Raw genomic sequence first — 14,288 nt, forward strand, 5'->3', positions numbered from 1 at the left:
TCCTTCTCATCGCTTCGCTCTGCATCGTCGCCGGCGCGATTCATGCCGGGCTCTTTCCGTCCCGGGCCGTGACCTTCCCGCGCAGCAGGGTCGCCGTCACGGTGGCGGGCAGGGTCATCGACTCGTACGGCGTGTTGGCCGACCGGCTGGCCAGGTCGCCACCGGTGACCGTCCAGGTCGCATCCGGGTCCACCACGGTCAGGTTGGCCGGCTCCCCCACCTCCAGCGGCCGGCCGTGATCGGGCAGGCCGACGATGCGCGCCGGGTTCTCGCTCATCACCCGGGCGACGTCGCGCCAGGTCAGCAGCCCGGGCGCCACCATCGTCCGCACCACCACCGACAGCGCCGTCTGCAACCCCAGCATGCCGGGCCGCGCCGCGGAGAACTCACAGCACTTCTCGTGCTCGGCGTGCGGGGCGTGGTCGGTGGCCACACAGTCGATTACCCCGTCGGCCAGCGCTTGACGCAACGCGACCGCGTCGGCGGCCTCGCGCAGCGGCGGGTTGACCCGGTTCACCCCGTCGTAGCCGGCCAGCCTGCCGTCGTCGAGCGCCAGGTGATGCGGGGTGACCTCGGCGGTGATCGAAATGCCTTGCGCCTTAGCCCATCTCACGATCTCGACGGTTCCGGCGGCCGACGCGTGGCAGATGTGCACCCGGGCGCCGGCGTCGCGGGCCAACAGCGCGTCCCGGGCGACGATCGATTCCTCGGCGGCCCGCGGCCATCCCGACAGGCCCAGCCGGGCGGCGGTGGGGCCCTCGTGGGCGACCGCGCCGACGGTCAGCCGCGGCTCCTCGGCGTGCTGGGCGATCAGCACCCCCAGCCCGGTGGCGTACTCCAGGGCGCGGCGCATCACCAGCGGGTCGTGCACGCAGACGCCGTCGTCGGAGAACATCCGCACCTGCGCGGCGCCGGCGGCCATCATGCCCATCTCGGTGAGCTCGGTTCCGGCCAGGCCGACGGTGACGGCGCCGACGGGATGCACGTCGACCAGGCCGACCTGCTGACCGCGGTGCCAGACGTGGTCGGTGACCACCGGGCTGTCGGCGACCGGGTCGGTGTTGGCCATCGCGAACACCGCCGTAAATCCGCCCAAAGCCGCTGCCGCCGAGCCGGTTTCGATGTCCTCGGCGTATTCGCGGCCGGGCTCGCGCAGGTGGGTGTGCAGGTCGACGAATCCGGGCAGCAGCACCTGCCCGGTGGCGTCGATGACGTCGGCATCGACGGGGATCGCCAGGCCCGGACCGATTTCGGCGATCTGGCCGTCGTCGACCAGCACGTCGACGCGCTCGCCCACGCCGTAGAGGCGCACACCGCGGATCAGGACGGTCATGCCACGGCCTCCTCGGCCCCCACCAGCACGTGGAACAGCACCGCCATCCGCACGTGCACCCCGTTGGAAACCTGTTGCAGCACAGCAGATTGCGACGAGTCGGCCACCGACGACGCGATCTCCATGCCGCGCAGCATCGGCCCCGGGTGCAGCACCACGGCGTGGCCGGGCAGCATCGCCTGCCGGCGATCGGAGAGCCCATAGAGGGACGAATACTCGCGCACGGACGGGAAGAAGCCGCCGTTCATCCGCTCGGCCTGCACCCGCAGCATCAGCACCGCGTCGGCGGCGGGCAGCTCGGCGTCGAAGTCGTTCGACACGGTAACCGGCCAGCCGTCGACCCCGACCGGCAGCAGCGTCGGGGGCGCGACCAGCACCACCTCGGCGCCCAGGGTGGCCAGCAGCGTGACGTTGGAGCGGGCGACGCGGCTGTGCAGGATGTCGCCGACGATCACGACGCGCCGGCCCTCGATGCCGCCGAGCCGCTGGCGGATGGTCAGCGCGTCCAGCAGCGCCTGCGTCGGGTGCTCGTGGGTGCCGTCGCCGGCGTTGATCACCGACGGGCCGCCGTCGTCTACGGCGGTCCACTCGGCCAGCAGGTGCGCGGCGCCGGAGGCCGGGTGGCGGATGATCAGCGCGTCGGCGCCGGCGGCCCGCAGCGTCAGCGCCGTGTCGCGCAGCGACTCCCCCTTGCCCACCGACGATCCGCTGGCGCTGACGTTGACGACGTCGGCGCTCATCCACTTTCCGGCCACCTCGAAGGAAACCCTTGTGCGGGTTGAGTTCTCGTAGAACATCGTGACCACGGTGCGCCCGCGCAGCGTCGGCAGCTTCTTGATCTCGCGACCGACCAGGGCCTGCGCGAACCGGTCGGCGTCGTCGAGGATGGCGGTGGCGTCGTCGCGGCTCAAATCGGCCGCGGTAAGTAGGTGGCGGGTCATCGCGAGATCACCACGCCGTCGCGGCCGTCGTGCTCACGCAGTTGCACGTGCACGCTCTCGCCGCGCGAGGTCGGCACGTTCTTGCCGACGTAGTCGGCGCGCAGCGGCAGTTCGCGGTGGCCGCGATCGACGAGCACGGCCAGCTGCACCGCCCGCGGCCGGCCGACGTCGCGCAGCGCGTCCAGGGCCGAGCGCACCGAGCGCCCGGAGTACAGCACGTCGTCGACGAGGATGACCAGCGCGTCGTCGATGCCGCCGGCCGGAATCGAGGTCGCCTCCAACGGCCGCGGCGGCTTGGTCATCAGGTCGTCGCGGTACAGCGTGATGTCCAGCCCGCCGTGGCCGACCTCCACACCGCTGTACTCGCCGATGTTGGCGGCCAGGCGGTTGGCCAGGGTGACGCCGCGGGTCGGGATGCCCAGCAGCACCACCCGTGGCGCGTCGGGGCCATCCAAAGCGGTCTTTTCGATGATCTGGTGCGCGATGCGGGAAATGGTGCGGCCCACGTCGGCCGCGGACATCAGTTCCCTGCCGGTGGCGGCAGCCATGCGAGATCCTGACCTCCTTCTCCGCCTCGCCGGACGGATCGTTAAAGGATGTCGACTGGACGGCAGCGTAGCACTTCCGAGCCGCGGGCCCGTGACGTGTCGGCCCCCGCGTGTACTATCCGAAAGTATGTTCGAATCAGAAGGGGCCTCGCTGATCGCGCGGATCGCCGAGCTGGAGCGCGCGAAGTCGGCGGCCGCCGCGGGCCAGGCGCGGGCGGCCGCCGCGCTGGACGCGCTGCGCCGCTCGAACGAGGCCGACGCCGGGGTGCCGGCGGCCCAGCGTGGCCGCGGCGTGGCCAGCGAGGTCGCACTGGCGCGACGCGATTCTCCGGCCCGGGGCGGGCGGCACCTCGGCTTCGCGAAGGCGTTGGTGTACGAGATGCCGCACACGCTGGCCGCCCTGGAATGCGGGCGGCTGTCCGAGTGGCGGGCCACGCTGATCGTGCGCGAAAGCGCCTGCCTGGACGTCGACGATCGCCGCGCGTTGGACGCCGAACTGTGCGCCGACTCGACGGGTACGGCCCCATCCCGGCGGCCGTGGCCCGGCACCTGGTGAGCGGCGCGGTCGCCGATTCCCGGTCGCGGGCCACGCTGCGTCGGCTCTACCGGCATCCGGGTTCGGGGGCGTTGGTGGCCATGGAGTCGCGGGCGCGCTGCTTCCCGAAGGGGCTGGCCGCCTTCATCGGGTTGCGGGATCAGCGCTGCCGCACCCCCTACTGCGACGCCCCCATCCGCCACCACGACCACGCCCAGCCGCATCGACGCGGGGGACCGACCGCCGCGGCGAACGGGCTCGGGCTGTGTGAGCGCTGCAACTATGCCAAGGAGGCGCCCGGCTGGCGGGTCACCGCCGGGGTGGACGAAAGCGGTTCGCACACAGCGGAATTCATCACACCGACCGGGGCGCACTATCGCTCCGGCGCGCCACCGCCGCCTGGGGCGCCCGGGGCGCCCGCCCCGCTCGATGCTCCCGGCGCCGAACCGCACGCCGCGTAAGCTGGCGGAAATGACAGGCCCCCACTTTCCACGCCTCGATTTCGACGCCCTTTACCGCGGCGAAAGCCCGGCAGAAGGCTTCCCCGCGGTGACCACGCCGCCGTGGGACACCAAGGCGCCCAAGGAGAACGTCATCGCGTGGCACGAGGGCGGCTGGATCCACGGCGACGTCCTCGACATCGGCTGCGGACTCGGCGACAACGCCGTCTACCTGGCCAGGAACGGCCACCGCGTGACGGGGCTGGACATCTCCCCGACCGCGCTGATCACCGCCGAGCGGCGGGCCAAGGACGCCGGGGTCGACGTGACGTTCGCGGTGACCGACTCCACCAAGCTCGAGGGCTACACCGACGCGTTCGACACCGTCGTCGACAGCGGCATGTTCCACTGCCTCGACGACGACGGCAAGCGCGGCTACGCCGCCGCGGCGCACCGGGCGACCAGGCCGGGCGCCACGCTGCTCATCAGCTGCTTCTCCGACGCCACCCCACCCGATGAGGAGTGGCCGCGGCCGGCGGTGTCCGAGCAGACGCTGCGCGACGTCCTCGGCGGCACCGGCTGGGACATCGAGTCGCTGGAGCCGGCCACGGTGCGCCGCGAGGCGGACGGTGCGCAACTCGAAATGGCGTTCTGGTACGTCCGCGCGCGGCGGCGCGCACTACCCTGAACCGGGTGAATCTCGACGTCAACCAGGCCTCCATCCGCGAAGTGTGCGACGCCGGCCTGCTCGCCGGCGCGGTGACGGTGGTCTGGCAGCGCGGAGAACTGCTGCAGGTCAACGAGATCGGCCACCGCGACATCGACGCGGGCCTGCCGATGCGACGGGACACGCTGTTTCGCATCGCGTCGATGACCAAGCCGGTCACCGTCGCCGCGGTGATGAGCCTGGTCGACGAGGGCAAGCTGGCGCTCAAAGACCCGGTCGCGCGCTGGGCCCCCGAGCTGGCCGACGTGCGGGTGCTCGACGACCCGCACGGCCCGCTGGACCGCACGCATCCGGCGCGCCGCGCCATCCTGATCGAGGACCTGTGCACCCACACCAGCGGCCTGGCCTACGGATTCTCGGTGTCCGGCCCGATCTCGAAGGCCTATATGCGGCTGCCCTTCAACCAGGGCCCGGACGCCTGGCTGACCGAGCTGGCCAAGCTGCCGCTGGTGCACCAGCCCGGCGAGCGGGTGACCTACAGCCACGCCATCGACCTGCTGGGCGTCATCGCGTCCCGCGTCGACGGCAAGCCCTTCCACCAGGTCCTCGACGAGCGGGTCCTGGGTCCGGCGGGCATGCCCGACACCGGGTTCTTCGTCTCCCCCGAGGCGCGCCGCCGCGCCGCGACCATGTATTCCCTCGACGACAATCACCGGCTGCGGCACGACGTGATGGGGCCGCCGCACATCACGCCGCCCTCGTTCTGCAACGCCGGCGGCGGCCTGTGGTCGACCGCCGACGACTACCTGCGGTTCGTGCGGATGCTGCTGGGCGACGGGACGATCGACGGGGTGCGGGTGCTGTCGCGGGAGTCGGCGCGCCTCATGCGCACCGACCGGCTCACCGACGAACAAAGGCGGCACAACTTCCTGGGGGCGCCGTACTGGGTGGGCCGCGGGTTCGGGCTGAACCTGTCGGTGGTGACCGACCCGGCGCGGTCCGCCCCGCTGTTCGGGCCCGGCGGGTTGGGGACGTTCAGCTGGCCCGGCGCCTATGGGACGTGGTGGCAGGCCGACCCGAGCGCCGACCTGATCCTGCTGTACCTGATCCAGAACCTGCCCGACCTGACCGTCGACGCGGCCACGGCCGTCGCGGGCAACACGTCGCTGGCGAAACTGCGCACCGCGCAACCGAAGTTCGTCCGCCGCACCTATCAAGCGCTCGGCCTCTAACACCATGGTCGATTACCCACCCGACCGCATCGTCGGCGCGCGGCTGGTGCTGCGCCCGCCGGCGCTCGACGACGCCGGCGCGATCTTCCAGAGGGTCGCCCGCGATCCCGAGGTCACCAAGTACCTGCTGTGGGCGCCGCATCCCGACGTGGCGGCGACGCGGCGGGTGATCACCGAAAAGCTCAACGCCAACGACGACGAGCGGACCTGGGCCATCGAGCTGAGGCACAGCGGCGCCGTGATCGGGCTGACCAGCTGCCGGCGCCCAGTGCCGCACTCGGTCGAGATCGGCTACTGCCTCGGCAGGCGTTGGTGGGGCAAGGGTTTCATGTCCGAGGTGCTCGAGATGCTGCTGGGCGCGCTGGACGCCGATCGGGGCGTATACCGCGTCTGGGCCACCTGCAGCGTCGACAACGAACGCTCGGCGCGGCTGCTGGAGCGCGCGGGTTTTTACCTGGAAGGCCGGCTGGCCCGCCACGCCGTCTACCCCACCATGGGGCCCGAACCACAAGACAGCCTGCTCTACGCGAAGGTGCTGCGGTAGCCGCGGCTTTCGCGTGTGCGCTGACGGCTTCGAGTGTGAACGCAGGGCGGAAAAATCGCCGAAATCCGCGCCCTGGACGCACACTCGAAGCCGTCCGCGCACACGCGGTAGCCCCTAGGCTGGGTCGCATGTCGAAGCCGACCGTTCTGATCAGCGGCGCGGGCATCGCCGGTCCCGCCCTGGCGTACTGGCTCGACCGGGCCGGCTACCGGGTCGTGGTGGTCGAGATCGCCGACGGCATCCGCCCGGGCGGCCAGACCGTGGACCTGCGCGGCGCCGGGCGGGCGGTCGTCGAACGGATGGGCCTGCTGGAGCAGATGCGCGCCCGCTGCGTGGAACAGCGCGGCATTCGGTGGGTCGGGGCCGACGGGCGGTGCCGTGCCGAGATGCCGGTCGAGGCATTCGGCGGCAACGGTGTGGTCAGCAAGCTCGAGATCCTGCGCGGCGACCTGGCCGACGTGTTGTACCGGGCCGCCGCGGCGGGCACCGAGTACCGATTCGGCACCCGCATCACGGAATTGGCGCAATCGGACGACGCTGTGGCGGCGACGTTGTCCGACGGCACCACGGTTCGCGCCGACCTGGTCGTCGGGGCCGACGGCCCGCATTCGGCGGTGCGGCGGTTGGCCTTCGGACCCGAGGAGAAGTTCGTCAGGCCGCTGGGCGGCTACCACGCCTGGTTCACCGCGCCGGACACCGTCGTGCTGGACGGTTGGTTTCTGATGTATGTGGCGCCCGGTGGTCTCAACGCGTCGATGCGCCCATCGCGTGACCCCGCGATGGCCAAGGCGGGCTTGGCATTTCGCTCGGAGCCGCTGCGCTACGATCGCCGTAACCTCGACGAGCAACGGGAACTGCTGGCCGCCCGGTTCACCGGCGCCGGTTGGCGCTCCGATGCCCTGGTCGCCGCCGCACGCGAGGCCGACGACTTCTACTTCGACGCGTTCGCCCAGGTTCACCTGGGCACCTGGTCGTCGGGGCGGCTCACGCTGGTCGGCGACGCGGGTTACTGCGCGTCGCCGCTGAGCGGCATGGGCACCAGCCTGGCGCTGGTCGGGGCCTATGTCCTGGCCGGTGAGCTGGGCCCGGCCGCGGACCTCGACGCCGGTCGGCTGGCGGCCGCCCTGGATCGCTACCACACGGTGATGCGGCCCTACGTCGACAGATGCCAGAACCTGCCGAACGGTATCGACGGCTACGTGCCGAAGTCCGCTTTCGACGTTCGCCTCATGATCCTGGTGATGAAGTACGTGCAGCGCTGGCCGTTTCGAGGCCTCGCCGAACGCAAATGGTTCACCACCGCCGACGCCATCAACCTGCCCGACTACCCGCCCTGTGCCAAGGCGCGACGCGCGTAGGCCCGCACGTCGGCGTCGCCGTCCTTGAGCGCGATCGCGAGCGCGTCGCGGGCGGCGGGCTCGCCGGCCCATTGGGTCAGGCTGAGCACCGCCGCCTTGCGCACGTCCAGATGCGCGTCGGCGACGGCGCCGGACAGCAGCGGCACGGCAGGCTCGGCCGCCGCGCCCGCCAGCGCGCGGGCCGCACCCTCCCGCACCTGCCACGCCGGCGCCCGTAGCGCGCGTTCGACGGCATCGAGATCGCCGTCTCCGCAACCGATTTCACCCAAAGCGGCCAGCGCGGCGGCGCGCACCAGCGGGTCGGGGTCGGCGAGCAGCGCGCTCACGGCGTCACCGCCGCCGCGCAGCGTGGCCAGGCCGGCGGCGGCGGCGATGCGGACCTCCCGGTTCTCGTCGGCGGTGGCCGCGACGACCCCGGCGACGTCGTCGACCGACACCAGCGCCCGCACCGCCTCGATCCGCACCCGGTGGTCGGGATCGTCGAGCGCGCGGCGGTATTGGCCGGCGTCACCGGCGCGCCGCGCGGCCAGCAGGTAGACGGCGGCCGCGCGCACCAGCGTGTCGCGGGAGCCCAGGTATGCCCGGGCGCCGGCGGGGTCGGGCAGCACCTCGACCAGCTCGCGGATTCCCTCGGCGCCGATGCGGCGCACCGCGGCGTCGGCGTCGTCCAGCGCCGCGAACAGGGCGGGCCCGTATCCGTCCGGAATGTGCTCGGCCAGCGTGGCCACCGCGGTGCGGCGCACCCCGGGATCGGGGTCGACCAGATACGGCCCCAGGCCGGCGATCGTCGGCTCCTCGAGGGCCAGCACCTCGGCGATGCGCGGCGAGGGCGGCTCGAATGCGGTTGCGGCCGAGGCGACTCGGGACCGCGTGGTGGCCGGGGCCTGGCCGCCGATCAGCGGCGGCTGCGCCACCCGGTGCACCGTCTGGTCGACGGGCGGCAGGCCGTCCAGCTCCGGGACCGGCACGAAATACGGTGCCACCGGCCGCTTCAGGAACGCCATCCGGCCGTCGGGCCCCTGAAGCAGGTTGAGGTGATACCCCCATTGGGCGTCGTCGCGGACGGGCAGGTCGGCGCGGTCGTGGTAGAGGCCCCAGCGCGATTCGGTGCGGGTGAGCGAGGACCGGGCGGCCATCTCGGCGCAGTCCCGGATGAACGACACCTCGACGGCGCGCATCAGCTCGTGCCGGTTGCGGGCGCCCATCTCGGCGATCTCGTCGCGCATCCGGTCGAAGGCGCGCACCGCGAGGGACAGCTTGGCCGCGGTCTTCGGCGGCGCCACATAGTCGTTGACGAACCGCCGCAGCTTGTATTCGACCTGCGGCTGCGGCGGCCCGTCCGGATGGCGCAGCGGGCGATAGATCAGCTCGTGCGCGGCGCGAAGTTGTTCGGCCGGGAGTCGTTGTGGCGCGGCCACTTCCGAAAGAGTCGACGCGGCGTGCGTGCCGGCGAGGTCGCCGAAGACGAACGCGCCGATCATGTAGTTGTGCGGGACGCAGGCGAGGTCGCCGGCGGCGTACAGCCCGGGCACCGTGGTGCGGGCGTGCTCGTCGACCCAGACCCCGGACGCGGAATGGCCGCTGCACAAGCCGATCTCGGAGATGTGCATCTCCACGTCGTGGGTGCGGTAGTCGTGGCCGCGGTTGGCGTGGAAGGTGCCGCGGGTGGGCCGTTCGGTGGTGTGCAGGATGTTCTCCAGCGCGGTCAGCGTCTCGTCGGACAGGTGCGACACCTTGAGGTAGATCGGCCCGCGGGCGGAGTCGATCTCGCTCTTGACCTCGGCCATCATCTGCCCCGACCAGTAGTCGGAGTCGACGAACCGCTCGCCGTGCGCGTTGACCTGGTAGCCGCCGAACGGGTTGGCCACGTACGCGCAGGCCGGCCCGTTGTAGTCCTTGATCAGCGGATTGACCTGGAAGCACTCGATTCCCGACAACTCCGCGCCCGCGTGGTAGGCCATCGCGTACCCGTCGCCGGCGTTGGTCGGGTTCTCGTAGGTGCCGTACAGGTAGCCCGACGCGGGCAGGCCGAGCCGCCCGCACGCCCCGGTCGCCAGGATCACCGCCTTGGCGCCGACGGCGACGAACTCGCCGGTGCGCGTCTGCAGCGCGGCGGCGCCGACGGCGCGGCCGTCCTGAACCAGCACCCGCACCGGCATCAGCCGGTTCTCGATGCGGATCCTCTCCCGCATCGAGCGTTGCCGCAGCACCCGGTACAGCGCCTTCTTGACGTCCTTGCCCTCCGGCATGGGCAGCACGTAGGAGCCCGAGCGGTGCACCCGGCGCACCGCGTACTCGCCGTGCTCGTCCTTCTCGAACTTCACCCCGTAGCGCTCCAGCCGCTGGACCATGGCGAACCCGCGGGTGGCGGTCTGATAGACGGTGCGCTGGTTGACGATTCCGTCGTTGGCGCGGGTGATCTCGGCGACGTAGTCCTCCGGTTCGGCCTTGCCGGGGATGACGGCGTTGTTGACGCCGTCCATGCCCATCGCCAGCGCGCCGGAGTGCCGCACGTGGGCCTTCTCCAGCAGCAGCACCCGCGCGCCGTGCTCGGCGGCGGACAGGGCCGCCATGGTGCCCGCGGTGCCGCCGCCGATGACCAGCACGTCGCAGTCGAGGCGGGCCGGCGCCAGATCGGGAATGTCCATCATGCGGCCACCGAATGATCCAGCGCGGCAATGATTTCCGCGCGCAACCCGTCGGCGGGCGGCCCGCTTCGGGGGTCGGGCACGTCGATCGACGCGCGTATCGGCTCACCGGCGCGGCCCAGCACGACGATCCGGTCCCCCAGCGCCAGCGCCTCGTCGACGTCGTGGGTGACGAAGACGATGGTGGTCGGATGGGTGCGCCAGGTGTCGATGAGCAGCCGCTGCATCGCGGCCCGGGTTTGGGTGTCCAGCGCCCCGAACGGCTCGTCCATCATCACCGCGCGCGGCGCGCCGGCCAGGCCGCGGGCCAGCTGGACGCGCTGGCGCATCCCGCCGGACAGGCTCTTGGGCAGGTAGTGCCCGAAGCCGGTGAGCCCGAGCTCGTCGATCCAGCGCTCGGCCGCCGCGCGCCGGGTGGCGCGGGGCTCACCCCGAAGCCGCAGCGCCAGTTCGATGTTGGACCGCACCGTGCGCCACGGCAGCAGCGCGTTGTCCTGGAACACCACGCCGCGGTCGCCCGACGTGCTGGTGACCTCGACGCCGTCGGCCAGCACCCGGCCGCCGTCGGGCGACAGCAGGCCGGCCAGCGCGCGCAGCACCGTCGACTTGCCGCACCCCGACGGCCCGGTGAGCACCAGGATCTCCCCCGGCCGCACCGCCAGGCTCAGGCCGTCGATCACCGGAACCCCGGTGTAGGACAACCGAACCCGATCCAGTTCGAGGCTCATCGCGGTCATCGCTGGCCCTCCTGCGCGCGCGGCAGCCAGCGCGTCACGCGGCGGCCCACCAGCTCGACGGCCGCGGCCGTCACGAACCCGAGCACGCCGATGGTGATGATGCCGACGAACACCTGCGGGTAGGCCAGCACGGTGTAGTCCTGCCAGGTGCGGTAGCCGACGCCGAGCCGCCCGGAGATCATCTCCGCCGAGATCACGCAGATCCACGCCACGCCCATGCCGACCGACAGGCCGCCGAACACCCCCGGCAGGATGCCCGGCAGCACCACCCGGCTCAGCACGTCCCACCGGCCGCCGCCGAGGGTGCGCACCGAGTCCTCCCACAGCGTGGGCAGCGCCCGCACCGCGTGCCGGGTGCTGACCAGGATCGGGAAGTACGCGGCGAGGAAGGTGATGAACACGATCCCGGCCTCGTCGGTCGGGAACAGCAGGATCGCCACCGGCACCATCGCGATGGCGGGAACGGGCCTGACCAACTCCGTCAGCGGGCCAAAGGTGTTGGCGAACCACCGGGAACGGCCCAGCAGCACCCCGGTCGCGACGCCGACGACGGCGGCCAGCCCGAAACCGGTGAGAATGCGGATCAAGGACTGCGCCAGGTCCAGCCAGTAGTCGTAGGTGCCGAGCCGGCGGTGCAGCGCGTTCACGATCTCGGTGACGGTGGGCAAGGTGTCGAACCGCAGCACCAGCCGCACCTTGCCGGCGGTGAGCAGCTGCCACAGCCCGATCGCGGCGGCCACCGACGCCAGCCGCACCAGCCACGACCGCCACGGCGAGGCCGGCCGGCGGGGTGGCGCCGGCGCGGGCGCCGGGACCGTGTCCAGAACGTGGTCGGACACCACTTGGGTAGTCATACCGAACCTCCCAGTGCCTGTTGGTAATCCACGGCGACGCTGCCGGGATGCGCGGCGAGATAACGACGGGCCCCGGCCGGGGTGCCGAAGGGCAGGAATTTCTGGCCGTCTCGCACCCAGGCCGCCTTGTCGGCGAACCAGCGGGTGCCCAGCTCGGCGTCGGGGACGTAGGCCGCGCGGACCCTGGCGCCGTGGGCGGTCGCGTCGGCGATCGCGCGCAGCAGGGCGGCGGGGTTGGCGACCGTCTGGGTCGCGTCCGATCCGTCCAGCCACAGCTCGCTCGCCAGCGCGGGGTCGCCGGACAGCGCCGACGGGTTGGCGGTGGCCGCCCGGGCCGCGTCGTAGTTGCGCCCGCGGGCGGCGAACACCGCGCGCAGCGGCTCGTCCACGATGAACTTCCCGATGTCGAGGTCGGCGAAGTCGCCGATCGACTTCAGGTAGGGCACATCGCTTTTCAGGGCGTCGGCCAGCGACGGCTTGAGCGTGGTGTCGAACGACGTGCCGCCGGGCCCGTTGTAGAGGTAGACCACCTCCTGGGGCAGACCGCTGCCCTGGGCGACGATGCGGGCGGCCTCCAGCGGCTTGCGGTTGAGGAAATCGGTGGCGTCCAGCTGCGCCTGCAGGAACGCCGCGAGCACCTCCGGGTGGGCCGACGCGTACGAGCGCCGCACCACCACGCCGTGCAGGGTCGGCAGGTTCAGCTCGGCCCCGTCATAGAGCAGTTTGGCCTTGCCCTGGTAGACCAGCAGCCCGGGCCAGGCGACGAATTGCGAAAGCCCTTGCACCTGGCCGGATTCCAGCGCGGACGCGCCGATCTGCGGCTGCTGGTTGAGCACCTCGACACCGGTGATCCCCGCCCGGGCCAGCGCGCGGACCAGCGTGCCGTGGCCGGCCGAGCCCACGCTGGCCGAGACCTTGGCGCCGGCCAGGTCGGCTAGCGTGGCCGCCGACGAACCCGGCGCCACCACCACCATGTTCAGCGCGCCCTTGGGGTTGTAGCCGGTGACCGACACCATCTCGGTGCGGGCCAGCGGGTTGGCCTGCGTCTTGGAGCCGTTGATCAGCATCGGGTAGTCACCCATCGAGCCGATGTCGATCTTCTCGGCGAGCATCTGCGCGGTGATCGGCGCGCCGGTGTCGTAATCCTGCCACCGCACCGCGTATTTGGTGCCGGTGCGGGCGGTGATGTCGGCGAGCCGGTGCTCCAGGTAGCCCTGCGCGCGCAGCAGCGTGCCCGCGGTGACGGTGTTGATGGTCTTCGACTGGTATCCCACCACGACGTTGACCACACCGGAGGACTGCGAAAGGGATTCCAGCGAGCAGCCGGTGGCGACCGCGGCGACCGCGATCACCGCCGACACCAGCCGGAGGGCGTGTCGTTTCATTGCGGCTCTTCGTGTTTCAGCGGAGGAGATAGGGCATGTTGACCGTGACGGCGCCCGTCGGGCAGCGGGCCGCGCACGGCCCGCAGTACCAGCATTCGTCGACGTGCATGAAGGCCTTGCCGGTGTCGGGATCGATGGCCAGCGCGTCCAGCGGACAGACCTCGACACACAGGGTGCAGCCGTCGATGCACAGCGACTCGTCGATCGTCACGGGCACGTCGGCGCGGTGGTTGACCAGCGTTATGGCTTGCTCCTGATCAGGCTGCCGCGCATGGTGATTCGATCGCCACGCATCCGGATGTACTCCAGGTCGACGGGTCTGCCGTCGTCGAGGCTGGTGAGCCGCTCCAGCATCAGCAGCGCCGCCCCGTCGGGCACCTGCAGCGTGGCCGCCGAGTGCGCGTCGGCGGGGATCGCCTCCAGCGCCAGCGACGCCGAGCCCAGCCGCTGCCCGCTCACCTGCTCGATGAGCGCGAACAGATCGTTGGTCTCCAGCGGATGGTCCAGGATCGACGTTCCGATGTCCGGCGCCAGGTAGGTCAGGTCGAGGCTGAGCGGCAGGTCGCCGAGGTAGCGCAGCCGCTCGACGAACACCGCCTGGTCGCCGGGTCGCAGCCGCAACCGGCGGGCCACCGAGGGCGGCGCGGTCACCGGCATGGCGGCCCGCACCTCGTTGCGGACCTCGCCGAGATTTTTGAAGGTTTCCTTCAGGCCCAGCAGCGCGTCGAGCCCGTGGGAGTACTTGCGCTGCGCGACGTGGGTGCCGACCTTGGGGCCGCGGTCGATCAGTCCCTCGTGTTTGAGGACGGCGAGCGCCTCGCGAATGGTGTTGCGGGACACCGAGAATTCGGCCGCCAATTCGAGCTCGGCCGGCAGCCCGTCCGGGTAGGCGTCGGCGTGGATCTGCTGGCGCAGCACGTCGGCGACCCGGCGGGCCCGGTCCGCCCGCGGCCCGCCAATCGGTACTGGTTGCGCCACGCCGCCACGCTAACGCAGCTCAGGGGCTCATTCGGGGCCGCCGATCGGCGCGCGCGGCGGCGGGCCGGCCTATTGCGCCGGGCCGGAT

13 protein-coding genes and 1 pseudogene are annotated in these 14,288 nt (G+C 71.8%); 5 read left to right on the plus strand and 9 right to left on the minus strand.

Features of this window, described 5'->3' with window-relative positions:
* Positions 1–40: 40 nt before the first annotated feature.
* From G6N25_RS00400 to pyrR, 3 genes are read right to left on the minus strand one after another with little or no spacing between them, the layout of a single operon-like run.
* The gene (locus G6N25_RS00400; protein WP_083074291.1) at positions 41–1,333 is read right to left on the minus strand and encodes a dihydroorotase; all 1,293 of its coding nucleotides are present in this window, start codon (positions 1,331–1,333) and stop codon (positions 41–43) included.
* Positions 1,330–2,274, minus strand: coding sequence for an aspartate carbamoyltransferase catalytic subunit (locus G6N25_RS00405; protein WP_083074289.1), 945 nt, complete (start codon positions 2,272–2,274; stop codon positions 1,330–1,332). Before G6N25_RS00405 ends, G6N25_RS00400 begins: the two co-directional genes overlap by 4 nt.
* A complete protein-coding gene (pyrR, locus tag G6N25_RS00410) occupies positions 2,271–2,822 on the minus strand; it encodes a bifunctional pyr operon transcriptional regulator/uracil phosphoribosyltransferase PyrR (RefSeq protein ID WP_083074286.1) in 552 nt (183 codons plus the stop codon). Before pyrR ends, G6N25_RS00405 begins: the two co-directional genes overlap by 4 nt.
* A gap of 127 nt (positions 2,823–2,949) precedes the next feature.
* Between pyrR and G6N25_RS00415 the strand changes: the two are divergent.
* The 5 genes and pseudogenes from G6N25_RS00415 to G6N25_RS00435 all read left to right on the plus strand — a co-directional run bounded on the left by G6N25_RS00415 (position 2,950) and on the right by G6N25_RS00435 (position 7,598).
* Positions 2,950–3,818 (plus strand): annotated as a pseudogene (locus G6N25_RS00415) (HNH endonuclease).
* Between the two features lie 10 nt (positions 3,819–3,828).
* Entirely contained in the window at positions 3,829–4,485 is a 657-nt protein-coding gene (locus G6N25_RS00420; RefSeq protein ID WP_083074367.1) for a class I SAM-dependent methyltransferase, read from the plus strand.
* A 5-nt stretch (positions 4,486–4,490) separates the two neighbouring features.
* The gene (locus tag G6N25_RS00425) at positions 4,491–5,696 is read left to right on the plus strand and encodes a serine hydrolase domain-containing protein (protein WP_158084878.1); all 1,206 of its coding nucleotides are present in this window, start codon (positions 4,491–4,493) and stop codon (positions 5,694–5,696) included.
* Between the two features lie 4 nt (positions 5,697–5,700).
* Positions 5,701–6,240: a GNAT family N-acetyltransferase gene (locus tag G6N25_RS00430; protein WP_083074284.1), complete on the plus strand. Its 540-nt coding sequence runs from the start codon at positions 5,701–5,703 to the stop codon at positions 6,238–6,240.
* Positions 6,241–6,368: 128 nt separating this feature from the next.
* Positions 6,369–7,598: an FAD-dependent monooxygenase gene (locus G6N25_RS00435; RefSeq protein ID WP_083074282.1), complete on the plus strand. Its 1,230-nt coding sequence runs from the start codon at positions 6,369–6,371 to the stop codon at positions 7,596–7,598.
* Here G6N25_RS00435 and G6N25_RS00440 read toward each other — a convergent pair.
* The 6 genes from G6N25_RS00440 to G6N25_RS00465 are packed head-to-tail and all read right to left on the minus strand — an operon-like array spanning position 7,565 to position 14,200.
* Positions 7,565–10,249: a fumarate reductase/succinate dehydrogenase flavoprotein subunit gene (locus tag G6N25_RS00440; RefSeq protein ID WP_179961637.1), complete on the minus strand. Its 2,685-nt coding sequence runs from the start codon at positions 10,247–10,249 to the stop codon at positions 7,565–7,567. The two genes, G6N25_RS00435 and G6N25_RS00440, sit on opposite strands and share 34 nt — an antisense overlap.
* Positions 10,246–10,983 (minus strand): ABC transporter ATP-binding protein, encoded by a 738-nt coding sequence (locus tag G6N25_RS00445; protein WP_083074278.1) that lies wholly within the window; start codon positions 10,981–10,983, stop codon positions 10,246–10,248. The genes G6N25_RS00440 and G6N25_RS00445 overlap by 4 nt, the downstream gene beginning before the upstream one ends.
* Positions 10,980–11,837: an ABC transporter permease gene (locus tag G6N25_RS00450; RefSeq protein WP_083074276.1), complete on the minus strand. Its 858-nt coding sequence runs from the start codon at positions 11,835–11,837 to the stop codon at positions 10,980–10,982. Before G6N25_RS00450 ends, G6N25_RS00445 begins: the two co-directional genes overlap by 4 nt.
* The gene (locus G6N25_RS00455; RefSeq protein ID WP_083074274.1) at positions 11,834–13,222 is read right to left on the minus strand and encodes an ABC transporter substrate-binding protein; all 1,389 of its coding nucleotides are present in this window, start codon (positions 13,220–13,222) and stop codon (positions 11,834–11,836) included. The genes G6N25_RS00450 and G6N25_RS00455 overlap by 4 nt, the downstream gene beginning before the upstream one ends.
* Before the next feature lie 16 nt (positions 13,223–13,238).
* Complete coding sequence (locus G6N25_RS00460) at positions 13,239–13,466, minus strand: 4Fe-4S dicluster domain-containing protein (RefSeq protein ID WP_067014183.1); 228 nt, start codon at positions 13,464–13,466, stop codon at positions 13,239–13,241.
* Entirely contained in the window at positions 13,463–14,200 is a 738-nt protein-coding gene (locus G6N25_RS00465) for a GntR family transcriptional regulator (protein ID WP_083074273.1), read from the minus strand. The genes G6N25_RS00460 and G6N25_RS00465 overlap by 4 nt, the downstream gene beginning before the upstream one ends.
* Positions 14,201–14,288 lie beyond the last annotated feature (88 nt).

Source organism: Mycobacterium heidelbergense, from assembly GCF_010730745.1.
Taxonomy (GTDB): Bacteria; Actinomycetota; Actinomycetes; order Mycobacteriales; family Mycobacteriaceae; genus Mycobacterium; species Mycobacterium heidelbergense.